This is a genomic window from Trinickia mobilis (assembly GCF_017315705.1).
Lineage (GTDB): Bacteria > Pseudomonadota > Gammaproteobacteria > Burkholderiales > Burkholderiaceae > Trinickia_A > Trinickia_A mobilis.
In genome coordinates, this window is sequence record NZ_JAFLRF010000004.1 from 245665 (window position 1) to 268713 (window position 23049).

The 23049-nt window shown below is 63.1% G+C and carries 18 protein-coding genes; 6 read left to right on the plus strand and 12 right to left on the minus strand.

Annotated elements, in window-relative coordinates; genetic code table 11:
• Nucleotides 1–33: 33 nt before the first annotated feature.
• Both J3489_RS07865 and J3489_RS07870 read right to left on the minus strand, forming a co-directional pair.
• On the minus strand, nt 34–1017 hold the full coding sequence (locus tag J3489_RS07865) for an isoaspartyl peptidase/L-asparaginase family protein (protein ID WP_206997138.1): 984 nt from the start codon (nt 1015–1017) through the stop codon (nt 34–36).
• Nucleotides 1014–1973: a MurR/RpiR family transcriptional regulator gene (locus J3489_RS07870; protein ID WP_206997139.1), complete on the minus strand. Its 960-nt coding sequence runs from the start codon at nt 1971–1973 to the stop codon at nt 1014–1016. Before J3489_RS07870 ends, J3489_RS07865 begins: the two co-directional genes overlap by 4 nt.
• Nucleotides 1974–2240: 267 nt before the next feature.
• Here J3489_RS07870 and J3489_RS07875 point away from each other — a divergent pair, with 267 nt between their 5' ends.
• Nucleotides 2241–3095, plus strand: coding sequence for a mechanosensitive ion channel family protein (locus J3489_RS07875; RefSeq protein ID WP_206997140.1), 855 nt, complete (start codon nt 2241–2243; stop codon nt 3093–3095).
• Between the two features lie 142 nt (nt 3096–3237).
• Here J3489_RS07875 and J3489_RS07880 read toward each other — a convergent pair whose 3' ends face one another.
• The 3 genes from J3489_RS07880 to J3489_RS07890 form a co-directional block, all read right to left on the minus strand.
• Nucleotides 3238–4611, minus strand: coding sequence for a sensor histidine kinase (locus tag J3489_RS07880; protein ID WP_206997141.1), 1374 nt, complete (start codon nt 4609–4611; stop codon nt 3238–3240).
• Entirely contained in the window at nt 4598–5320 is a 723-nt protein-coding gene (locus J3489_RS07885) for a response regulator transcription factor (RefSeq protein WP_206997142.1), read from the minus strand. The genes J3489_RS07880 and J3489_RS07885 overlap by 14 nt, the downstream gene beginning before the upstream one ends.
• A 171-nt stretch (nt 5321–5491) precedes the next feature.
• Entirely contained in the window at nt 5492–6217 is a 726-nt protein-coding gene (locus tag J3489_RS07890) for an acid phosphatase (protein WP_206997143.1), read from the minus strand.
• 327 nt (nt 6218–6544) lie between these two features.
• Here J3489_RS07890 and J3489_RS07895 point away from each other — a divergent pair, with 327 nt between their 5' ends.
• From J3489_RS07895 to J3489_RS07915, 5 genes are all read left to right on the plus strand, one after another.
• On the plus strand, nt 6545–8731 hold the full coding sequence (locus tag J3489_RS07895) for a TonB-dependent receptor (RefSeq protein ID WP_206997144.1): 2187 nt from the start codon (nt 6545–6547) through the stop codon (nt 8729–8731).
• 23 nt (nt 8732–8754) lie between these two features.
• The gene (locus J3489_RS07900) at nt 8755–9444 is read left to right on the plus strand and encodes a MotA/TolQ/ExbB proton channel family protein (protein WP_206997145.1); all 690 of its coding nucleotides are present in this window, start codon (nt 8755–8757) and stop codon (nt 9442–9444) included.
• A 2-nt stretch (nt 9445–9446) separates the two neighbouring features.
• Nucleotides 9447–9845 (plus strand): ExbD/TolR family protein, encoded by a 399-nt coding sequence (locus tag J3489_RS07905; RefSeq protein WP_206997146.1) that lies wholly within the window; start codon nt 9447–9449, stop codon nt 9843–9845.
• Nucleotide 9846: 1 nt separating this feature from the next.
• A complete protein-coding gene (locus tag J3489_RS38465) occupies nt 9847–10563 on the plus strand; it encodes a TonB family protein (protein ID WP_206997147.1) in 717 nt (238 codons plus the stop codon).
• Between the two features lie 106 nt (nt 10564–10669).
• Nucleotides 10670–11728 (plus strand): YncE family protein, encoded by a 1059-nt coding sequence (locus J3489_RS07915; RefSeq protein ID WP_206997148.1) that lies wholly within the window; start codon nt 10670–10672, stop codon nt 11726–11728.
• 85 nt (nt 11729–11813) lie between these two features.
• Here the strand turns inward: J3489_RS07915 and cysS are convergent, their stop codons facing one another.
• From cysS to J3489_RS07950, 7 genes are all read right to left on the minus strand, one after another.
• Complete coding sequence (gene cysS / locus J3489_RS07920; protein WP_206997149.1) at nt 11814–13190, minus strand: cysteine--tRNA ligase; 1377 nt, start codon at nt 13188–13190, stop codon at nt 11814–11816.
• Between the two features lie 107 nt (nt 13191–13297).
• Nucleotides 13298–13735 carry a PRC-barrel domain-containing protein gene (locus J3489_RS07925; RefSeq protein WP_206997150.1) on the minus strand — a complete coding sequence of 146 codons (438 nt, stop codon included), beginning with the start codon at nt 13733–13735 and terminating at the stop codon, nt 13298–13300.
• A 417-nt stretch (nt 13736–14152) separates the two neighbouring features.
• Nucleotides 14153–15301, minus strand: coding sequence for a porin (locus J3489_RS07930; RefSeq protein ID WP_206997151.1), 1149 nt, complete (start codon nt 15299–15301; stop codon nt 14153–14155).
• Between the two features lie 246 nt (nt 15302–15547).
• Complete coding sequence (locus J3489_RS07935; RefSeq protein WP_206997152.1) at nt 15548–16819, minus strand: porin; 1272 nt, start codon at nt 16817–16819, stop codon at nt 15548–15550.
• Between the two features lie 138 nt (nt 16820–16957).
• Nucleotides 16958–18409, minus strand: a complete 1452-nt coding sequence (locus J3489_RS07940; RefSeq protein WP_206997153.1) for an efflux transporter outer membrane subunit — start codon at nt 18407–18409, stop codon at nt 16958–16960.
• A complete protein-coding gene (locus tag J3489_RS07945; protein WP_206997154.1) occupies nt 18402–19622 on the minus strand; it encodes an efflux RND transporter periplasmic adaptor subunit in 1221 nt (406 codons plus the stop codon). The genes J3489_RS07940 and J3489_RS07945 overlap by 8 nt, the downstream gene beginning before the upstream one ends.
• Nucleotides 19612–22872 (minus strand): efflux RND transporter permease subunit, encoded by a 3261-nt coding sequence (locus J3489_RS07950; RefSeq protein ID WP_206997155.1) that lies wholly within the window; start codon nt 22870–22872, stop codon nt 19612–19614. Before J3489_RS07950 ends, J3489_RS07945 begins: the two co-directional genes overlap by 11 nt.
• Between the last annotated feature and the right edge of the window lie 177 nt (nt 22873–23049).

Here is a 23049-nt window from a genome sequence, read left to right on the forward strand (position 1 = left end):
GGGTTTAGTGCCTGTTGTGCTCGCGAGCCGCGCTCATCGATAGATCGCGGTCACGGGCGCCTCGCCCACGCGCGCGAAGCCGCGGTACATCCCTTCGGTATTGAACGGCAGCGCGACGTTGCCGTGCTTGTCGACGGCGATGAGGCCGCCGCGTCCGTCGATGCGCGGCAGTTTGTTCATCACGACGTCGGCGGCAGCGGCCTCGAGCGAGATACCGCGATATTCCATCTGCGCGGCCACGTCGTACGCGGCGACCATCCGCATGAACATCTCGCCGCTGCCCGTGGTCGAGACGGCGCAAGTCGCGTCGTTCGCGTAGCAGCCCGCGCCGATCAGCGGCGTATCGCCGACGCGGCCAGGCTCTTTGTTCGTGATGCCGCCCGTCGACGTCGCGGCGGCGAGGTGGCCGTGCAGATCGAGCGCGACCGCGCCGACAGTGCCGAACTTGCGGTTCGGATCGATGGGTTCGTGCGGGATGCCTTCTGCATCGGCGCGCGCCGCGAGCGTGGCGGCATCGTGATCGAGCAGCGCCTTCCCGGCTTCGCGCGCCATTTGCCATTGCCGATAGCGCGCGTCGGTATGGAAATACGACGGGTCGGCCATTTCGAGCCCTTGCTTCTCGGCAAACGCTTCGGCGCCGGCGCCCGCGAACATCAAGTGCTCGCTCTGCTCCATCACGCGACGCGCGGCCAGGACCGGATTCTTCACGCGCTTCAAGCCGCACACGGCGCCCGCTTCGAGCGTGCGGCCGTCCATGATCGAAGCGTCGAGTTCATGCGTGCCGTCGGACGTGAAGACCGCTCCGTGCCCGGCGTTGAAGAGCGGACAGTCTTCGAGCAGGCGCACGGCGACGCTCACTGCATCGAGCGCGCTGCCGCCATCGGCGAGCACACGCTGGCCGGCGGCGAGCACATCGTTGAGCGCCGCGTGATACGACTGTTCGGCGGCTGGATCCATCGCGGCGCGCAGGATCGTGCCTGCGCCTCCATGGATGGCGAGAACGGCGGTGCGAGTCATGGTTTTTTCGAACCTTTGGAAAGACGGGATTTCTGCGGCATGCCGGCCACAGCCGGTTCGGACGCCGCGCGCGGCTTCGTGAGCCACGGCAGCACGAATTCGGTCATCTCGGCCGCGGCCTTGACGGAGCGCGTCTTGCGGTGCGCGACCGCATCGCAGAGCGCCTCGATCACGGCGAGCACCGACGCATCGCAATTCGCCGCGAGGCGCCGCTCGGCCCGAACGTATAGCGCAAGGTGCGCGAACTGCGCGAGCGGCGAATCGACGCTGTCGGTCAGCGCGAGCACGCGCGCGCCGAGCCCCGCGGCGCGCGAAGCGAGCGCGATCGTATCGTCGACATAGCGCGGAAACGCGATGGCGATGACGAGATCGCCGGCATTCGCGTTGAAGAGGCGCCGCGCCGCGTGCGTGGGGCCGCCGATCAACGCAAGCGATTCGACGTTCTCGTGATAAGGCGCGAGGCCGTGCTCCATCAGCCCGGCGAGGAAGGCGCTCGAGCCGTAGCCGAGCACGAACACGCGGCGCGCGGCGAGGATCGCTTCGACGGCGGCCTCGGCGCTCGCCGCATCGATCGTGCTTTTCGTGGCGCGCAGATTGGCGATGGCTTGATCGAGCGACGCGCCGAGCAATTCGCCGCCGCCCGCAGGCGATTCCTGCGCGCTGCGCAGGCGCTCGACCGGCGCGAGCGTGGCTTCGAAGCCGCGCACGAGCGCTTCGCGAAACGCCGGGTAGCCATCGAAACCGAGCGCGCGCGCAAAGCGATTGGCGCTCGCGACCGATGCGCCGATGGCGTTCGCCAGTTCGTCGATGCGCATCGTCGCCGCGCGAAACAGGTTGGCCTGCACGTACTCGCCCATGCGCCGGTGAATCGGCGTGAGGTTCGGCATCGCAGCGGAAATGCGCGCGGAAATCGTCTGTTCGACGGGCGGCGGCTGCGTGGAAGCGTGACGGGCCATGCGGTTCAACAGGAGCGTTGGCTGAAGTGGGGACGGAAAACTTTCAATCGGTAATGAAAGTATATTTACACAAAAATTTTATTAGAAAAATATATTTTCATAGAATGCGGGTTTTCTCCAATCCCGCCATGCGTATGCACAAACGGGGCCTTCCCGTAGCCGCTTGGTTCCTGGCGGGCGGCCCGCCGCAGAGATCGATTAGAATCCCCGGCTTACTTGAACTCCGCAGTGACTTGCCGTCTGCGGACCTCACCAGGAGGCGATATCGTGCAAGACCTTCTCGCTCACCTTCATCCGGACCGCTGGACCTTCCTGTGGAACGCGCTCTCGACGTTCTCGATCAATGCCTGCACCGCGGTACTGGTGCTCTGCATCGGCTGGTGGATATCGACGCGCGTCGGCCGTTGGCTCAATCGCGTGCTGGCCAATCAAGCGCGCGTGGACACGACGCTGCGCCCGATCGTCTGCGACGCCAGCGTCTGGAGCATCCGCATCGTCGCGATCGTCGGCGCGCTCTCGCAGCTCGGCATCCAGACCGCCAGCATCGTCGCGGTGCTCGGCGCGGCCGGCCTGGCAATCGGTCTTGCGCTGCAAGGCACGATGCAGAACATCGCGGCCGGCATCATGCTGCTGCTCCTGCGTCCGTTCAAGGTCGGCGACTACATCGACGGAGGCGGGGCAACGGTGGCCGGCACCGTCGAGGAGATCAGCCTGTTCACGACACGCCTCACGAAACCCGACGGCATCTGCGAATACGTGCCGAACAGCGCGCTGTGGAGCAATTCGATCCGCAACTACACGCGCAACCCCACTCGCCGGCTCGATCTCGAAGTGGAAGTGTCGGTGCGCGACGACGTCAATCGCGCGCTCGAAGCATTGCGCGGGCTCGCCGAGAGCGAGCCCGCCGCGTTGAAGGATCCCGCGCCGCAAGTCATGGTGCTCCGCTTCGACGACAGCACGGCCGTCCTCAACATTCGCGTCTGGTCGAGCATCGACACCTTCTGGGACATGCGCTGGAATCTCGCGCGCAAGGTCCGCAAGACGCTCGCCGACGCACAGTGCTCGTGGCCGATCCGCACCCGCGAGCTCCATATCGTGCAGAGCACGCAGGAGTCGCGGTAACGCGGGCTAGGCGCGGATGCCGCAATCGGCTTGACCGGGTTTGCGCTCGGCGTTCCAAAGCCAAGAGAATCGTATGACCCTGATGCGATCGGTCTGGATTGGCCGGCCCATGCTTCCAATCGACAAGGCAAGCGCGGACGGATCACCGCGCGAGCAAACACCCCCTGAAACGCAGCACCATTTTGCAACCGGGCTGGTTGTCGTGAATTTCCACGTCCGCGTCATGGACGCGCGCAATAGCCGCGACGAGACTCAAGCCGAGGCCATGCCCGGCGGTTGCACGCGCACGCTGACTCGGGCCGCGATAGAACGGACGCAGCACGGCTTCGCGCTCGCCGACTTCGATGCCGGGGCCCGAGTCTGCAACGTGCAAGACCGGTTGTCCTGCATTGATGCCCGCTTCGAGCGTAATCATGCCCCCGCTGGGCGTGAATTTGAGCGCGTTATCGAGCAGGTTTTCAATCGCGCCGAACAGCAGGTCGACGTCGCCGTGCACTTTCACGGATTCCGGCGCACGCACGAAGATCGACAAGCCACGATTGTCCGCCACCGGCTCGTACAACTCGACGACATCACGCAAGACCGTGTCCAGCGACACATCGCCAAAGCTCGCGCGCCTGCCGTCGGCTTCGATTTCCGCAATTCGGAGCAGCGCCGTAAAGCGATTCAGCACGACGTCCGATTGCAGGATGGCGGCGTCGACGGCGTCTTCATAGTCGGTCACGGTCTCAGAGCGGCGCCGCGCGCGTTCGAGGCCCGCACGCAGATGCGTCATCGGCGTACGCAAGTCATGTGCGATGCCCGCGCACACGCCGCGTACCTCGGCAACGAGCCGCTCGATTTCGTCGAGCATCGTATTGACGATTCCGGCCAGGCGATCCAGGTCGTGATGCGTGCCGCGCGTCGGCAAGCGGTGGCTCAGCTGCCCCGCCATGATCTCGCGCCCGGTCAGGCTGATCGCTCTGATACGGCGGTTCGACATCACGTTGAGCGCCGCGCCGCACCCCACTGCAAGAACGATCGTCAGCGTCAGGCCGACGCAGAGCATGTTCACGAGCGTGCGATCGAAGCTGCGTGTTTCGTCAATCGAGTGGCCCACGACAATGCGCAGACCGCCGCGCGTCGGCACGATGATGCCGCGATAATGCGCGTCTTTAATGCGATTGCCGTCACGTATCGTCTGATCGTAGTCGAACGGCTTGCCGTCGCGGGCGTCAGGCAGCACGGGGATATTGCCTGCGAGCCACATGCCGTCCGCATCGAACACGCCGTACGGTCTGCTGCTCGCCACATCGCGCTCGCTCAACGCCGTGATGTCAGCAATTGCCTCGGCACGTCCAACCGAATGAAACTCGGCGACTTCTCCGAGCAAACGCTCATCGACCTCGTGCATTAAATAACTGTGCGTCACCCAGTACAGCATCGCGAAAAGCACGATCGCCGAGCTGATAAACACCGCCAGCAGCCACGCAACGCTGCTGATGTGCACGCGGGGCCGGCGCTTATTCGCCGGCATGGAGGATGTAACCGACATTGCGCACCGTGTGGATCAACACCGAAAGCCGGCCGTTCAGGCTGATCTTGCGGCGTAATTGGCCGATATGCATGTCGATCACGTTGGTTTGCGCGTTGAAATGGTAATTCCACACGGATTCGAACAGCATCGCGCGCGTGACCGGTTGCCCGGCATGACGCATCATGTATTCGAGCAATTGATACTCACGCGGTTTCAGATCGATCACCTCGCCCGCGCGTTTGACAACGTGCGTACCCATATCGAGGACGAGATCGCCGACGCTCATCGCCGACGGCTCTTTCGGCGCCGAACGGCGCCGCAGCAATGCGTTAAGACGTGCGGTCAGTTCCAGGCTGTCGAATGGCTTGGTCAGATAATCGTCGCCGCCTGCGCGCAAGCCTCGCACGCGCTCATCGACGGCCGACAGCGCGCTCAGGATCAGCACCGGCGTTTGCTTGCCGACGTTGCGCAACGTAGACAGGATCGACAGGCCGTCGACGTCCGGCAGCATGCGATCCAGTACGACCGCGTCGAAATCGCCATCCAGCGCGCGCAGCAGGCCGGTGTGTCCACTTGCGACACCCTCTACTGCGAAGCCGTAGTCTTCGAACGCTGCGGTGACTTCGAGACGCGCGTGATCATCGTCTTCAACAACCAGCACGCGCGGTTTGCGGGCCTTCGGCCAGGCGGGCGGCGATTCACTTTCCAAAAGGACTTTTTCCCATTTGATCCATGCGGCACGGGGTTGAGCCCTGAAGCTTTTCCCAATTCGCCGCGCATTGCGCTACACGTTGTGACGTACTCCGTCCGGGCGCGCAGCGTGACATGTGAATGTTGCCGCTTCGTGACAGGCTGGCACGACCCGTTCGCTCACGTCGTCTTAATTGAGCGCCAAGGCTGCGCGCACTTCGGCTTTCGCCTCGGCAAAGGCCTTCTGAAACTGGGGATTGGCCATCAGCGCCTCCGCGACCAGTGTGCCGTCGACCCGGCCGGCTTCCACATCGCTCGGATAGTGAACGCCATCCACAACCCGGTTCTCGCCGTATTCGCGGCCGCGTGCGAAGATCGCATCACGTTTTTCCGGCACCATCTGCGCGAGCAAGATCGCGGTCATATAGCCAAAGGTCGCGTGGCCGCTCGGATACGAATCGTAACCGTCCTTCGGATTGAGCGGCACCGACGGATGCACATCGCTGTTTGCAATATAAGGCCGTGCACGCGAGAAAAAGTCCTTGCCGCTCTTCGCGATCATCGACGCGTCATGGTTCGCGGCGTCAAAGAGCGCCGTCGTCTTCGGCAGATTGGCTTCGTTGAACGCGGGGCCGAACACATCTGCAAAACGGAACACCGATTTTTTAACATCGGCTCTCGCGCGCTCGACTTGTTCCGGCGTGCGGGTTCGCTGCACTTCTAAAACAGTCGCCATATCCGCCTGTCCACGCGCGGACTCCGCTGCGGGCGGAGGTGCAAGAAGCTTGCTCAGGTCGACCTGGTGCGCGTCGAAATACGTGGCGGTTTGCGCCTGCACAGGCTGGATTGCCGCGCCCGTTGTGCCTGCTGCAATCAATAAAGAAACAACCAGCGACAAAGAAGAAAGACGTTTCATGGTGCCCGCGAAAAGAGGATGGGTTGCAGCGAAGCCCGGACATGGCGCACGCAATGCGCGTCAGGCTAGCGGATTGCAGCTACGCATCAAGCGCGGCTGAAGGTGACGATCCTAGCTTGAACCGATGAATGAGCGGTGTCCGCAAACTTACAAATCTAAGCTCGCGCGGGACCTGTAGTGTGCTTCCCGCAACTTGTTTGGGATCCGTAATAAGAACCTTAACTTCGTAAGTTAGCCATCACTGGGTATTAACGCACCGTCTCTAATATCGCGCCTTGTCTGACTCAACGCCTCACGGCCACATTCCAAAACAAGGATGCATGCACCATGCAACTGGTACGTTCAAAGCTTCGTAAAAAACCGCTTACGCAGTTCGTTCTCGCCACACTCTGCGCCGCCGGAACACAGGTTTCTTACGCTCAAACCATCGGGGCCCAGACCTCGGGTGACCTGGGCACGGTGCAAAGCACGGCTGCTTCATCGTCGGCTAACAGCGCGGCTGCAAGCAAGAAAATAGAAACCGCACCGGCTCAAGCGCCTTCGCAAGGCTCGCTCACGGCGACTGAGCCGCAGTCGACGATCGGCCGCCGCTACATCGAAAACAGCACCGCGCCGACCGCGAACTACAGCGACATCGCCCAGATCGCACCGAGTGTTCAGAGCGTCAATCCGAACGGACCCGGCTTGATGGAGTCGGCGGGTGTCACCATTCGCGGCTTCCAGGACGGCCAGTACAATGTGACTTTCGACGGCATTCCCTTCGGCGACACGAACGACTTCACGCACCACTCGACATCGTTCTTCACGTCGCAATTCCTCAACAGCATCAACGTCGATCGCGGGCCCGGCGACGCGTCGCAAATTGGCTTCGCCACGTTCGGCGGCACGCTCGGCATGGAGTCGAAGGACCCGACGATGACCCCGTCGGCCTCGCTGATCGGCTCGTATGGCAGCTATAACACTTGGCTCGCCGGCGCCGAGTTCAACACGGGCGACATACAGCAGCTCGGCGACGCGCGCGCGATGTTCGGCTACACGCAAAGCAGCAGCGACGGTTATCTGACCGGTGCGGCCCAGCGTCGTCAGAACGTCTACTTCAAGCTCAAGAAGCCGCTTGGCGACAATACGCTGCTCACGCTGTTCGCCACCTACACCAAGATCCATCAGGACGTATCGTACGGCACGACCGCGGCCCAGATCGCGCAATTGGGCCCCAACTACGGCCTCTCCAGCGACCCGATGAGCCAGGCGTTCTCGGGTTACAACTTCGACCTGATCAATACGGACTTCGAGTACATCGGTCTCCAGACAAAGGTCGCGCAGTGGGCGATCGACAACAAGCTCTACACGTACGGGTACTACCATAACGGCTTCAACGGTATGGATCCGAACGGCGAAACGCCGAACGGCACGATCTACGGCGCGAACAACGTACCTGGCCAGGAGATGAACAACAACTACCGCGCGTGGGGCGACGTGCTGCGCGCGCAAAGGGATCTTGGCCCGGGTACGCTTGAGCTTGGAACCTGGCTCACGTACCAGACGAACTTCCGCAACAACTTCAACGTCGACGACACCCTTAACTTCGCGTTCGTGTCGCCGAACTTCTCCATGAACGACAACTTCCTCTCGTGGCAGCCGTATTTGCAATACGCGCTGAAGTTGCCGTACGGTCTCACGATCACGCCCGGCGCGAAATACGTTTCGTTCACGCGTCATCTGTACTCGGACATGAACCAGGGCTCGGGCACGCCCGTAGACTTCAGCCATACTTGGAGCAAGGTGCTGCCTTCGCTCCAGATCCATGAGCAGATCAATCCAAGCTGGAGTGCCTACGCTCAGTATGCGCAGGGCTTGCTCGCGCCCAATCTGAACGCCCTCTACGTTAACAATCCGGCTATCTCCGGCCAACCCTCGCCGGAGCAGACAGACAATTACCAGATCGGCACCACCTATAAGACCGATCGCTTGACGGCCTCCGTCGATCTGTACTACATCGACTTCAAGAACGCGGTCACGAGCCAGACGATCGGCGGCGTCACATTCTTCCAGAACGCCGGTGGGGCGATCTACAAGGGCGTCGAGACGGAAGGGACGTACTACGCGGGGCTCGGCTTCAGCCTGTACGGCAACTTCACGATCAACTCGGCCAAGCAGAAGGGCACCAACGACTGGATGCCGAACGCGCCGCGCGACACGGCCGCGCTCGGTCTGATCTATGAACACGGACCGTTGACCGGCTCGCTAATCACAAAGTTCATCGGCCGGCAGTACGGCCTCACGGGCAACCAGATCCCGATCGGCGGCTATGCCGTGACAAACCTCGCAACGGGATACACATTCAAGAGCCCCTCGCCGTGGTTCCGCGATGTACGGCTTGGCTTCCAGATCGACAACCTCTTCAATCGGACAAGCATCAATTGGCTCGCCGGCCAAACCGTAGCTGACGGCACGCCGCTCTACTACACAGTCCCAGGCCGCGCGTTCATCGGCACGATGCAGATGGACTTCTGATCTTCACCAGGAAACGTATATCCATGAACTTTGCCCACCTCACCGACCTAGCCAACGATTCGGGCGGCGTACTCTACGTCATCGCCGCGATGCTGTTCGTCGCCTTGACGATCATCATCGAGCGCTTCTGGTATCTGCACCGCGTAGCAGGCAGTGGCCGCGCCGCACTCGAACAGCTCGACCACCTCAACCCGCTGAATGCGGCCACGCTCGCATCCTGCGCTGAGCAATTCGACAACTTGCCCACCGGCAGACTGATGACGACGGCCGCGAGCCTTGGCGGGCAGGCGTCGCGCGAAGAACTCGGCGCGTGCCTCGACGAAGCGATCATGCGCGAAGCGCCGCGCATCGACCGCCTGCTGTGGGTGCTCGATACGATCGTCACGCTGGCGCCGTTGCTCGGCCTGTTCGGCACGATCGTCGGCATGTTCAACGCGTTTCAGGTCCTCTCGAATCCGGGCAATGCGCCGACCCAGGTCACGGGCGGCGTCGCCGAAGCGCTGGTCGCGACCGCATCGGGCTTGTTCGTGGCGATGATCGGGCTGGTGTTTTTCAACGGCCTGCACAATCGGGTGCGCGCCGTTTTGCACCAGCTCGAGACCATGAAGGCGGCGCTCGTCAACCGCCTGACGTCTACGTCGCAGGAAGCCTCGAAGGCGGTGCGCGAAGCGCCGCGCGCGGTAGTCGGCAAGCTCGCGTCGCAGGGAGTGTGACGATGAAGTACTTCGAAGCGCGCAAGGCTCGCATCGAGATCATCCCGATGATTGACATCATGTTCTTTCTGCTGGTGTTCTTCGTCATGATCACCCTGCACATGATCCCGAATGCCGGTCTGCGCACGCAATTGCCTTCGAGCGCCACCACGCAATCCTTGCCGCCGCCGAAGGTGACGGTCGCGCTTTTCGCCGACGGCAGTTTGTCCGTCGACGGTCAAATGCTGAGCACGACGCAATTGACCGCGATGCTCGCGGCGCGCGCGGACGCGGCACATACGGCGGTGACGATTACCGGCTCGAAGGAAGCACAGATTCAGAAGCTCGTCGCCGTAATGGATGCGTGCCGGGCGGCAGGCGTGACGCAAATCGCGCTGGCCGCGCAACCCGTGGCGAACTGATATGGCGACTGTACCCGTCTCCGGCATGCCGCAAGAACGCACCCGTCTGTATCCCGCCGCGGCGATCGCGCTAGTCGCCGAGGTGCTGTTGCTCGGCGGCGCGTTCGTGCTCCTGACGCACAAGGCTCCGGCCCCGGTCGAACCACCGCCGACCATGCTGACGCTTGCTGCGCCTCCTGCGCCGCCAACGCCTCCCGCGCCAAAAGCGGTTGTGCAAACGCCGCCGAAGCCCCAGACGCCGCCTCCGGTGCGGCCGGTCGTGCCGGTGCATCACGTCGTGACACATATGCCGCCGCCGAAGCCAGCGGTTGCGCCGCCGCAGCCGGCTCCAACGCCCGCTCCGATGATGCCTTCGGCCGCGCCGACCGAGGCGGCGCCCGCGCCGCGTCCCCCGCCGGCACCGGCGCCTGCTCCGGCTGCTACGTCGGCGTCGCCGAGTTTCGAGAGCGCATTGCGCGCGGCAATTCAGGCAGCGCTGCATTACCCGGAGTCCGCGCGCATGGCCGGTATGGCCGGCCGCACACGCGTCGCGTTTCAGTATCGCGACGGCGTGGTGTCGGATGTGAGCGTTGTCGTGTCAAGCGGCATTGGACTGCTGGATCGAGCCGCGCTGGCGGCGGTGCGTGACGCGGCCTATCCGAAGCCCGAGCCGGCCTTCGTGGGCAAGACGCTGTCGGAGCAGTTATGGGTCACGTTCAATCTCGACGACCACGACTGACGACTCTTTGGCCGCGCTGATCCGGCGCAAGAAGCGTCGAGCATCGCCGCGGGTATTTCATGAATCCGAGAAGCAAATTAATAGAATTAACCGGAGCCAATTCAACGTGAAACGAAGCAACATTCTGCAAACGCTGATCGCCGGCGGTCTCGTGTCCGCACTGCTGTGTGGCGGCGCGCATGCGGCCACTGCCAAGGCCGGCGCACAGTTCGAAGTAGCCGAGCGGTACGCGCTCGCCGGAGCCGAGCGCTGGGATTATGTGGCTTACGAGCCGGTGCGCCACCACCTGTTCGTCAGCCGCGACAACCATGTCCAGGTGATCGATACGCATACCGGCAAGCTGATCGGCGAAATTGAAAACACCGACGGCGTGCACGGCTTTGCGTTCGTGCAGGACCGCAAGCTCGGTTTCGCGACCAATGGCCGCGCGAACACGATTACCGTCTTCGATCTCGACACGCTGAAGGTGATCGACACGATCAAAGCTGCGGGTCGCGATCCGGACGGCATCCTGTATGTGCCCGCACTGCAGCGTGTATATGTGAGCAACGGACACGACAAGAGCGTGAGCGCAATCGACGTCGCGACGCGCAAGGTGGTTTCGACCACGCCGGTGGGTGGCAAACCGGAGTCTCTCGCTGCCGACAATCACGGACACGTCTTCGTCAATGTGGAAGACAAGAACGAGATCGTGGAGATCGGCGCAGCGTCTGCCGCCGCGCTGGCGCATTGGCCGGTCGCACCTTGTGAGGCGCCGAGCGGGCTCGCCATCGATGCGAAGAACAATCGTCTGTTCACCGTTTGCGCGAACCAGCACATGATGGTGGTCGATGCGACTTCCGGTCATGCGGTTGCCGACTTGCCGATTGGCGGCCATCCGGACGCTGCCGCGTTCGATCCTGCGTTGAAGCTTGCGTTCAGTTCGAATGGGGCGAATGGCACCCTGACGGTGATTCACGAAGACGACGCGGACCACTACAGCGTCGTGCAAAACGTGCAGACGCTGGAAGGTGCGAAGACGATGGCGCTCGATCCGCAGAGGCACCGCGTGTATCTGGTGTCGTCAAAGTTCGGTCCTGCTGAAGCGGCGACTGCGCAGAATCCGCATCCGCGTCCGACGGTCATTCCCGGCACGTTCGAAGTGCTCGTCGCGCAGCGTAAGTAAGCGCGGTTCTGTCCTGGCTTGGCGAAAAAGGTGGAGGCAAGCCACATGCCGATGCTGTCGAAGCCGACTGAAGCGGCAGCGGCGATCATCGACGCGTCGCGCGCTGGCCGTTCGCACTGTCTTCGACTCGCCAGCCCAATTGCTTCAACCTGTCGCGCAACTGGTCGGCAAGCGCCCAGTTCTTCGCGGCGCGCGCCGCTTCCCGTTGCGCGAGCAACGCGGCGACATCGGACGGAACGGCTTCGTCTGCCGCCTTCCAATCGGCGAGCCGCAAGCCGAGCACGACGTCCAACCGATCGACCGTCGCCCGCCGCACGGCGGGCGGCAAATCGCTTCTCACCAATTCCCACAGCACGGCCAGCGCACGCGGCATGTTGAGGTCCTCGTCGATCTCGGCGCGAAAGCGCGCGACAAATCCCTCGTCGGCCACGCCGCCTTCGGGCCAGTTCGAATAGGCGTTGCGCAAGCGGACGAGCGCGGCCTGCGCGGCGTCGAGCGCATCGAACGTAAAGCGCAGCTCGCTTCGATAGTGCGCCGTCAGGCACAGATAGCGATACGCAAGCGGATCGACGCCGCGTTCGGTCAACGTCTGCATGCGCAGGAAATCGCCCGCCGACTTGGACATCTTCGCGTCGTCGGCGCTCGTCAGGAACCGGCCGTGCATCCAGAAGTTCGCGAGACGCGTGCCGTGGCACGCCTGCGTCTGCGCAATCTCGTTGCTGTGGTGCACCGGGATGTGATCCTCGCCCCCGCAATGGATATCGAACCACGGGCTCAGGTACTTCGCCGACATCGCGGAGCATTCGATGTGCCAGCCGGGAAAGCCGCGGCCCCAGGGGCTCTCCCATTCCATCTGGCGCTTCGCATCGGGCGGGCTGAATTTCCATAGCGCGAAGTCGGTGGCGTGGCGCTTTTCGCCCATCGCCACACGCATGCCGCCTTGCAAGCCGGCAGGGTCGAGGCGCGCCAGATAGCCGTAGTCGTCCTGCTTGCTGGTGTCGAAATAGAGGCCGTCCGCAGTGCGGTAGGTGTAGCCGTTTCGCTCGATCGCGGCGATGAAGTCGATCTGCTCGGCGAGATGGCCGGTTGCGCGGCACCAGATCGCCGGTTCGAGCAGGTTCAATGCGCGCCAGTCGTCCATGAACGCGGCCGTGTAGCGCTCGGCGATCGCCCACGCCGTCTCGCCCGTGCGGCGGCTGCCTTTTTCCATCTTGTCTTCGCCGTCATCGGCATCGGAAACGAGGTGGCCGACGTCGGTGATGTTCACGACATGCCGCACTTCGTAGCCGTTCTCCGCCAGCACGCGCCGCAGCACGTCTTCGAATACGTAGGTGCGCAGGTTGCCGATGTGGGCGTAGTCGTACACGGTCGGGCCGCAGCAATACAAGCCCGCGTGGCCCGGCCGGATCGGTTCGAAGGGGCGCACTGAGCGCGTCCACGTGTCGTACAAGGCGAGTGTCATCGGGATACCTGTGGTTGCGAAACGGCCAAGGGCGGCTCGGCGTTTCCGGATAGGCAGGTGCAACCGTTGCGTCCACCGGCCTGCTGAGCAAGCCGGTGGCGCTGTGGTCAATGGCGGCCATACTCCTTGCGTGCAACCGGAACCTCCTTGACCTTCGCATACTGAAAGGCCGGAATCGACTTGACTGCATCGCGCGTGGCGCCGGCCCACACGAGCTTCCCGTCCACAACGTCGAGTTGCGACATTGGGATTGCTACGTCGTGCTGGGACACACCGAGAAACTGGTGCGCCGCCACGATCGCGAACGAAACGGCGTTATCCGGCGCGACGATGATGTCGTGCAGCACGCCGACCTTCTCGCCGCTGTCGTTGAAGATGCTTTTGCCGAGCAGGCTCTTCTTGACGCTCCACCCCTCGACGATCAACTGCGACTGCTCGACCGAGACGCCGATGGTCTGCGCGCCCGCTACCTGTGCGCTTGCCGACTCGCAAACCGCGCTAAATACCGACGCTGCGACAAAAACGAGTGCCCACTTTGCTTTCATGACGATTTCTCCTGAAAAAAGCAAGTTGATTCAAGAACGACAAGTTGCAACAAGCTGACGCCGCCCGTGGCGCTGTTCGCCCGTGGCGCGCTGGGCGACACTTTGGAACAGCTTCAAACGCGCCGCTTTCCTTTTCGCACGACGACGCCCACGCGGTCAAGATAGCGGATGCGGCAGTACAGGTCACTGAAGCGGATTTTTTTAGCGCTTTAGCGGCGACGTGGACGGTTCCCGCATTTCGACGCGTTCTGGTCGCAAAAGCTCGCGAAGATGAGCGTCGGCGAAGTGCAGGCGACGCTCGACGACGATCGCGCGAATCCTGCGCGCTGGCTCGCCGGTGCCGGTTCGCCAAAACGGCATCGCCCCGCATTGGGCAGCCAACAACCCAATGCGGGGCGGCAAACTACGCAGCAAAAATCAGAAGCGATGCATCATCGCGATGCGATACACCATCTGGTTGCTCGTCGACGACGGACCCGAGCTTGCGAGGACCTGCGCATCGTCGAACTGCGTGCCCGTGTTCGCGCTTTGGACATGCTGATACGCACCCTGCACGTACACCGAGGTGCGATGGCTCAGGTCATAGTCGAGCATCAGCGCAACGGTGTGCCACTTCGGGCTGTAGTTGCCGGCGGTCGAATCGAGCTTGCCCATCGTGTACGTGTACGATGCGCCGAGCCAGAAGGCCGGCGTGAAATAGTACTGGCCGTTCAATTGGAAGTTGTCGAACTTCCAGTTCGACCACGCGCCGCCGTTGGCGGGCAAGATCGAGCCGCTCAGATACGCGTTGCTGGTCGGATCGTCGATACTCGTGTGCGAGTAGTCGAACGCGATCATCGCCTTGCTGAACTTGTACGCGACGGCCGCATCGATGTTCTGCTGCGACGAGGCGGCGAAGACACTGTCGTTCGTCACCGCGCCCGACGAACCGAGACCCGGGTTGTCGATCTTCATGTAAGCGACCGCCGCCGTCAGGCCGCCCATCTGGTACTGGCCGGCCGCGCTGATCACGCGGTTGTCCGCAAAGCCGCCCGCCGTGTTGCTGAAGCCGTACATCGCTTCGCCCGTGAAGCCGGCAATCGTCGGCGAAACGTACTTGACCGAGTTGTTGACGCGGAAATCCCAGTCGGAGTTGTCATTGTCGAACGGGGTGGCACCGACATCGCCCGCCCAATTGCCTGCCGCGGTCAGGTCGCTGAACAGGTCGATCGTCGGATCGTATTGGCGGCCGAGCGTGATCGTGCCGTACTGATCCGACGCCAAGCCGACGAACGCCTGACGGCCGAACATGCGCTGGCCCTGCCCCTGCTCGCCGTTGCTCGCGTTATAGCCGCTTTCCAACTGGAAAATCGCCTTGAGGCCGCCGCCCAAATCTTCCGAGCCCTTGAGGCCGAAACGGCTGCCCGCCGTGTCGCCGCTCTTGAGCTGATAGTTTTGGCCGTGGCCCGCATTGTTCGTGAAGTTCAGGCCTTCATCGATCAAGCCGTACAGCGTGACGCTGCTTTGTGCGTGTGCACCGCTGCAAACCAGCAGCGCAGGAATCCAAACCTTCCATTTCATTTTCATGAGTAAATCACCTTAGTGAAGTTTGACTGACCTACGGAATGCGATTGCGGTGTGAGTCTAAGAAGCCACTTTTCGGGGCGGCGAAATTTGCCTGAAATTCAGTCTTTCAACGCGGCGCAACAACGAATCCCACACCTTCGTCTTGAGATGTGCGTGCAAAAAAAAGCGGCGCATTAGCGCCGCCCTCGTTTCCACTCACGCGCCTCAAGCACCGCTTAAGCGGTGCTTGAGGCGTTTTCCGCTTGCTTAGAACAACGTGCGAATACCCGCCGCGGCGATGTAGTTGGTCGGCTCGTCGCCAATGAAGGCGGCGCCGTTGTACTTCGAGAACATGTAGCCTGCATACACGTCCGTACGGCGGCTCAAGTGGTAATCGGCGAGGATCGAGTACTGAAGCTGATTGCCGCCCGCCACGCCGGTGGTTTGCACCGTCTGCGTGTCGTAAAAGCCCGCAGCCACGTCGAATTCCGGGGTGAACTCGTAGTCGCCGCCGAAGAAGTACACGTTCGACTTCGTCGTGTAGACCGTATTCGACAGCGTGCCCGAATAGCCGTAGTAGTCGTAGGCCGCGTTGGCCGCGGCGGGGTCGGTCGGCGGCTTGAGCTCATAGTGTTCGTAGCCGCCCTTCACCGTCAACGCGCCGAACGAATATTTCGCGGCGACGAGCACATCGTTATCGTTCGCGACCGTCAGCGCGCCGACGTTCTGGCCGATCAGCGTGCTGCCCACCGGGTTCACGCCGGTGAGCGCGCCCGAGTGAACGGCGTCGCGCGCCGAGTAATAGACCGCCTGAATGCCGAACTGATGGGCTTCATAGCCGATGTTCGCGCCCCAAGTCGAGCCTTCGCCGAAGTTGCCCGCGACGCCGCCGAAGCTGTACGACAGCCCGACGTTGAAGTCGCCGATATGGTTCTGGTACTTGATGTTGTTATCCGTGCGCGACCCTTCGGTGATGCCGCCCGCCGAATACGAACCCGAGAAGCCGAGCGGCGAGAAGAGCTGCGCGGCAAACACCGGGTCATAGTTGCTGATCGTATCGAGACCGATTGTCGGCGTGCGGCCTAATTCCACCGATCCGTAGACGTCGTGCCTCAAGCCGACGTAAGCGCCGCGATTGAACAGCTGGCCGTCGAGAGCGGAAGCCGCCCCCGTGGTGTTCTTCGAACCCGCGATCGAAGCGGCTGCGTTGTTGAGGTCGCCCGACGGCACGTTGATGCCCGACTCCAAATCGAAGAACGCGTGCAGTCCGCCGCCGAGATCTTCCGTGCCCTTGATGCCCCAACGCGAATCCGAAATGCCGCCGTTGAACATGCCGGTCACGGAATGGTTGAAAGCGGTCGAAACCTTGTTCACCGGATTGACGGTTGGGGCGAACGTGGGGCTGCCGTTCGGGTTGTGCTCGACGGTGCCGACTGCAACGTCGAGAATGCCGTAAAGCGTGACGCTGTTGCCGTCGTCCGCGTGTGCAACCCCGGCGAGCGCGCTGAGAATCGCCGTGGCGATAACCTGTTTCTTCATGGTGGTTCTACCCTTGCTTTATTTACGAGGCGTCGAAAGAACGGACTGCGAAAATATAGAGTCGGGTAGCGGGAGGCCCACGTGAAAGTTAGTCTTTCAGATTCTGCGTTTCAAGCGGGCAACTCGGAAATATGAGTGTCATGCAGAAGACGCGGGGTGAAGGCTTTGGGCAGCGGGACGCCCATCGGCCGTCCAGCCGCCGCCGAGCGCCTCGATCAGGCCCACCGAAGCCACGAGCCGTTGCGTATTCAGATTGAGATCGACGATCTCGGTTTGAAGCTCCGTCGTTTGCGCAGTCACGACTTCGAGGTAGCTCACCACGCCGTCGCGATAGCGCGACATGGAAAGCTTCAGCGTGCGCCGTGCAGATTCAAGCGCTTCGCTTTCTCGCGCCGCTTCGTCGCCCAAGTGATGCTCGAGCGCAAGATTGTCTTCGACTTGCTGGAACGCCTGCAGCACCGTTTCCTTGTATTGCGCGCCGTTCTCCGCGAGCTTGGCGCGCGCGTGCTGCGTGAGCGCCTCGCGGAGGCCGCCGTCGAAGAGCGTCGCCACGAGATTCGGGCCGATCGACCAGATTTCATTGGGCGCAGCGATCCAGGGCGAGAACGTGTCGCTCTGGTAGCCGCCGTCGAGCCCCAGTGAGAGATCGGGGAAGAACGCGGCCTTGGCAACGCCGATCTTCGCGTTCGCCTGCGCCACGCGCCGCTCGGCGGCCGCGATATCGGGGCGGCGCTGCAGCAGCGCCGCCGGGATGCCGGCCGGCACCGAAGGCAGGTAGGCGGCCGCCGTATCGGGGGCCAGCGAGAAGTTCGAGGCAGGCACGCCGATCAGCGTCGCAATCGCATGCTCGTAAAGCGCGCGGTGCGCCTTGACGTCCTCCGCTTGCGCTTGCGCCGATTCGAGCTGCGTCTGCGCGCGCGACACGTCGAGATCCGATGCGATGCCGCCCGCGTGGCGGCTCTCGGTCAACTGGAGCGCGCGCTGGTAAGTCTTGATCGTATCGGCAAGGAGCCGCTGCTGCTCATCGAGCCCTCGCAGGTCGAAATAGGCATTCGCGAGGCTCGCCTGCAGGCTCAGCCGCACCGAGGCCAGGTCGTCCGCGCTCGCCTGCGCGGCGGCCTTGCCCGCGGCCACTTCGTTGCGCACCCTGCCCCACAGGTCGACGTCGTAGTTCAGGCTCACGTCGAGCGTATCCGCGTCGTACACGTCAGGCTCTCCGCCTCCGCGCAGCGGCCGGTTGTCCGACTGGCGGTCGCGCTGGACCTGGGCGCCGGCGCCGATCGTCGGGAACAGGCCCGAGCGCTGCACGTCGAGATAGTCCATTGCCTCGTCGTGACGCGCCACCGCTGCCGCGACGGTCGGGTTTGCCTTGGCGACCTGCGATTCGAGCTGATCGAGCATCGGGTCGCGGTACACGCTCCACCACGCGTCGCGCGGAATGCGGTCGGCGGGCTTCGCCAGTTGCCAGTTGCCGCTTTCCTTGAACGCCGTGGGCATCGCCGTCGGCGGCACCCGATAGACCGGCGCCAGCGAGCAGCCGCTCAGCAGGGCCGCCACGGCAAGCCCGATACAAAGACTGCGTTTAACCATGCGCCCGCTCCGCCTCGCGGTGGTCGGCGAGCGAGGCATCGGCTGCCGGCGACGCCGTGTTCGACACCAGGCGCACTTCGTCGCCCGAGGCCAGCGAATCGGGAGGATTGTCGATCACGCGTTCATCCGCGTTGAGACCCGACGCGATTTCCACCTGCGTGCCGAGGTCCGTCGCAACGCTCACGGGTTTCAGCACCGCGCGGTTGTCCTTGCCGACCACGGCGACCTGCAAGCCGTGTTGCCGGAAGATCAGCGCGCTCGCGGGAATCAACAGCGAGTGCGCGTTCGTCGGCAGCGAAAAATGGACTTCGGTGTACTCGCCTGGGATCAGCAGACCGGCGCTGTTATCGACTTCCAGCTGCACGAGCAGCGTGCCCGACGACGCGGCAATCGAATCGTCGGTGTCGACGAGCTTGGCGTCGAACTTCATGCCCGGACGCTCGGGCACGGTCAGCGTAGCGGTCATGCCCGGCTTGATCGCGGCCGCTTCGTCCTGCGGCACGCTCACGTAGACGCGCAGCTGATGCGCGTCGGACACCGTGAACAATTCCGGCCCCGTGCCGCTGCCCGCGGCGATCAGCTGCCCGACATCGGTCTTGCGCGCCGTCACGATGCCGTCGAACGGCGCGGTGATCCGCTTGAACGATTCGAGCGCTTCGAGGCGTCCCACGTTCGCCTGGTTGGCCGCGACCGTCGCCTCTTTCGCGGCGAGATCGCTGGTCTTCTCGTCGGCCGCCTGTTCCGAGACCGAATCCTGCTGCAGCATCTTGGTCCAGCGCGTCGCCGTCGTCTGCGCGAGCTTCTCCTGTGCGATCGAGTTCGCGAGGTCCGCCTTCGCCTGCTGCAATTGCTGGTCGAGATCGGGGGTATCGATCACGCCGAGCAGCTGCCCCGCCTTCACGCGCGTGCCGATGTCCGCATACCACGCGTGCAGATAGCCGGACACGCGGGCATAGATCGGCGCGTTCACATACGCGGCGAGATGGCCCGGCAGCACGAGCGACTGCGTCGGCGCCTGCAGGCTCGGCACGAACGTGGTCACGGACGGGATCGCCTGTTCGGCGGACCAGGTGGTCATCTCCTGCTTGGCGTGCACGCGGCCGACGATGCCGTTGGTCACGACGGCGGCCGCCGCCAGCAGCGCCACGATGCCGGCGAGCCTTAGATGGCGAAGACGTTTCGGCGACGCAACGAGGTCGATTTCAGTTGACATTGAGGGCTCCAGATTCTTCGGATTCGGAAGTGGGCGGCTCGCCGACGGCCGTGTCGCGCCGATGCACGAGACTGAATACGACGGGCACGAAAAGCAGCGTGGCGAACGTCGCGCAGATCAGGCCGCCGATCACCGCGCGGCCGAGCGGCGCATTCTGCTCGCCGCCGTCGCCCATGCCGAGCGCCATCGGCGCCATGCCGATGATCATCGCGAGCGCCGTCATCAGCACCGGGCGGAAACGCGTGAAGCCCGCTTCCATTGCGGCGACGAGCGCGTTGCCGGTTGCCGCGAGGCGCTCACGCGCAAAGCTCACCACCAGAATGCTGTTCGCGGTCGCCACGCCCATGCAGAGGATGGCCCCCGTCAGCGCGGGCACCGAAAGCGGCGTGTGCGTCGTGAACAGCATCCACACGATGCCCGCGAGCGCCGCGGGCAACGCGCTCACGATGACGAACGCGTCGCTCCACGAATGGAAGTTCACGACGATCAGCAGATAGATCAGCAAAATCGCGCCCATGAGGCCCAGCAGCAAGCCGGTGAACGCGCTGTTCATCGTCTGCACTTGGCCGCGCACGGTGACGGTCGAGCCTTTCGGCACGTCCTTCGCCGTCGCGCGCACGATGTGATCGATATCCGCGGCCACTGCGCCGAGGTCTCGCCCTTGCGTCGTCGCGAAGATGTCGTAGAGCGGTTCGATGTTGTAGTGCGAGACCACGGTATCGCCGACGCCGCGCGTAATCGTCGCGATTCCGCCGAGGATCTGGTCGGATCCGCTCTTGCCGGTCACGAGCAGGTTGTTCAGGCTCGAAAGCGACGTCATGCGGTATTGCGGGGTCTGCGCGACGATCGGATACGACACGCCGTTATTCGGATTGAGCCAGTACGCCGGCGAAACCTGGCTCGTGCCCGACAGGCTCGCCACCACCGAGTTCGTGACGTCCTGCTCCGTAATGCCAAGTTGATCCGCGCGCGAGCGGTCGACGTGGATCGTGAGCTCGGGATAGGTCGCGTCTTGCTGGATGCGCGGGTCCGCGATGCCGGAAATCGTCCGCACGCGGCGCAGCAGCTCCGCCGCATAGCGGCGGTTTGCGGCCTGATTCGGGCCCGCGACCTGCACGTCGACCGGTGCCGGCGAGCCGAAGTTCAGGATCTGGCTGACGATGTCGGCAGGCAGGAATGAGAACGTCGTGCCCGGGAATTCGCGCGGCAGCTTTTCGCGCAGCGTTTTGACGTATTGGGCGGTCGGGCTGTGATCTTCTTTCAGCGAGATCAGGATGTCGCCGTCTTGCGGGCCCGTCGTGCCGCTGTTGTTGTAGGTCAGGTTGATGCCGCTGTTGGGCAAGCCGATGTTATCGATGATGCTCGCGAGCTGATCGGGGGGAATCGTCTCGCGCACTGAAGTCTCGATGTGATCGAACATCGCGGCCGTATCCTCGATCCGCATGCCGATCGGCGCGCGCACGTGCAGCGCGATTTCGCCGGAGTCGATGTTCGGAAAGAAGTTTCTGCCGAGCCACGGCGCGAGCAGGAACGACAAGCAAACCACCAGCAGGAAGCCGCCGACAAAGCGCTTGCGATTCGTCAGCGCCAGGCCGAGGAGGATGCGGTACACCGCGCGCAACCGCTCGAAGCGATGCTCGAACGAACGCTGGAAACGCACGAGCGGATTGCGCGAGCGCGGCATCGAACGTCCTCCGTGCCCATGCCCATGCGCGCCGTGCGGCGCCATGATCGCGGCGAGTTCGCCGGATGCGCGGCCGGCGGATGCATGCGGACGCAACAAATACTGCGCCATCATCGGCACGAACGCGCGCGACAAAATGAACGACGCGATCATCGCGAAGATCACCGCCTCGGCCATCGGCACGAAGAGGAAGCGTGCAATGCCCTTCAACAGCAGCATCGGCACGAACACGATGCAGATGCACAGCAGCGAGACGAACGCCGGGGTGACGATCTGCGCGGCGCCGTCGAGAATCGCGCGCTTCACGTCCTTGCCTTGCTCCAAGTGCCAATTGATGTTCTCGATCGTCACGGTCGCATCGTCGACGAGAATGCCGACTGCGAGCGCCAAGCCCCCGAGCGTCATCACGTTGAGCGTTTCCCCCATCGCGGACAGCCCCGCAATTGCCGCGAGCACCGCAAGCGGAATCGAAGACGCGATGATCAGCGTCGAACGCCAACTGCCGAGGAACAGCAGAATCATCAGCGACGTCAGCGCCGCCGCGATGATCCCCTCGCGCGCCACACCGCTCACCGCGCCTTTGACGAACACCGACTGGTCGCCCATCGTGACGATCTTGAGCCCCGGCGGCAGCGTCTCCTCGATGTGAGGCAGCTTGGCCTTGACGCCCGCGATGATGTCGAGGGTCGATGCCGAACCGTTCTTCATGATGCTCATCAGCACCGCGCGGTGTCCGTCCACTCGCACGACATTGGTTTGCGGCGGATAGCCGTCGCGCACGTGCGCCACGTCGCGAATGTAAATCGTCGTGCCATCCACCGATTTGATCGGCAGGTCGTTCAATTCCTGGATCGTCAGCGGACTGTTATTGAGCTTGATGTTGTATTCGAATTCGCCGATCTTTTCGGTACCGGCCGGGATGATCTGGTTCTGCTGCGCAAGCGCAGTAGCGACGTCCTGCGCGGAGAGCTTCTTCGCTTGCAGCGCCTGCGGATCGAGGTCGATCTGCACTTCGCGAGTCTTGCCGCCATAGGGCGTCGGAATCGCCACGCCGGGCACGCTCAGCAATTGCGGCCGGATGAAGTTCACCGCATAGTCAGCGAGCTTTTGCTCGTCGAGTGTGCCGCTGGTCAGCGCGAGCTGCAGCACCGGCACCGTCGAAGCGTTGTAGTTGATGATCTGCGGCGGCGTCGTGCCGGGCGGCATTTGCTTGAGCACGGTCTGAGAGACCGACGTCACCTGCGCGGTCGCGGTGCGAATATCGACCGTCGGTTGAAAGAAGATCTTCACGATGCCGTAGCCGCGGAACGACTGCGATTCGATATGCGCGACGTCATTGACGGTCGTGCCAAGCGTGCGCTCGTAGTAAGTGACGATACGGCCGGCCATATCGTCGGGTTGAAGCCCGGCATAGTTCCAGACGACGCTGATGACCGGTATGCGAATGTCGGGAAAGATATCGGTAGGCGTGCGCAACGCGGCGAGCGGACCGGCCAGCAAGATCAGCAACGCAAGCACGATGAACGTGTATGGCCGGGTCAAAGCCAACCGGACGATTTTCAGCATCTGCGACTGCTCCGTTCAGAGGCGCTCATGAATCGGCGCGGGCTTGAATCTGCGGTATCGCCGCTTGCCGCGATACCTGAGTCAGCATTCTGAGGAGCGCGGCCTAACAGCCGGCGGCTAAATGAATGAAAGAAGTTTTAGCTTCTCTTGACGCTGCCCCTGAGCCTTGAGGCGGCG

Coding starts and splice junctions, on each gene's coding strand:
- cysS (WP_206997149.1), bottom strand. CDS start 13,190: ATGACACTCGCCTTGTACGACACGTGGACGCGCTCAGTGCGCCCCTTC.
- J3489_RS07900 (WP_206997145.1), top strand. CDS start 8,755: ATGAACTTTGCCCACCTCACCGACCTAGCCAACGATTCGGGCGGCGTA.
- J3489_RS07865 (WP_206997138.1), bottom strand. CDS start 1,017: ATGACTCGCACCGCCGTTCTCGCCATCCATGGAGGCGCAGGCACGATC.
- J3489_RS38465 (WP_206997147.1), top strand. CDS start 9,847: ATGGCGACTGTACCCGTCTCCGGCATGCCGCAAGAACGCACCCGTCTG.
- J3489_RS07905 (WP_206997146.1), top strand. CDS start 9,447: ATGAAGTACTTCGAAGCGCGCAAGGCTCGCATCGAGATCATCCCGATG.
- J3489_RS07935 (WP_206997152.1), bottom strand. CDS start 16,819: ATGAAGAAACAGGTTATCGCCACGGCGATTCTCAGCGCGCTCGCCGGG.
- J3489_RS07925 (WP_206997150.1), bottom strand. CDS start 13,735: ATGAAAGCAAAGTGGGCACTCGTTTTTGTCGCAGCGTCGGTATTTAGC.
- J3489_RS07950 (WP_206997155.1), bottom strand. CDS start 22,872: ATGCTGAAAATCGTCCGGTTGGCTTTGACCCGGCCATACACGTTCATC.
- J3489_RS07940 (WP_206997153.1), bottom strand. CDS start 18,409: ATGGTTAAACGCAGTCTTTGTATCGGGCTTGCCGTGGCGGCCCTGCTG.
- J3489_RS07895 (WP_206997144.1), top strand. CDS start 6,545: ATGCAACTGGTACGTTCAAAGCTTCGTAAAAAACCGCTTACGCAGTTC.
- J3489_RS07890 (WP_206997143.1), bottom strand. CDS start 6,217: ATGAAACGTCTTTCTTCTTTGTCGCTGGTTGTTTCTTTATTGATTGCA.
- J3489_RS07880 (WP_206997141.1), bottom strand. CDS start 4,611: ATGCCGGCGAATAAGCGCCGGCCCCGCGTGCACATCAGCAGCGTTGCG.
- J3489_RS07930 (WP_206997151.1), bottom strand. CDS start 15,301: ATGAAAATGAAATGGAAGGTTTGGATTCCTGCGCTGCTGGTTTGCAGC.
- J3489_RS07945 (WP_206997154.1), bottom strand. CDS start 19,622: ATGTCAACTGAAATCGACCTCGTTGCGTCGCCGAAACGTCTTCGCCAT.
- J3489_RS07870 (WP_206997139.1), bottom strand. CDS start 1,973: ATGGCCCGTCACGCTTCCACGCAGCCGCCGCCCGTCGAACAGACGATT.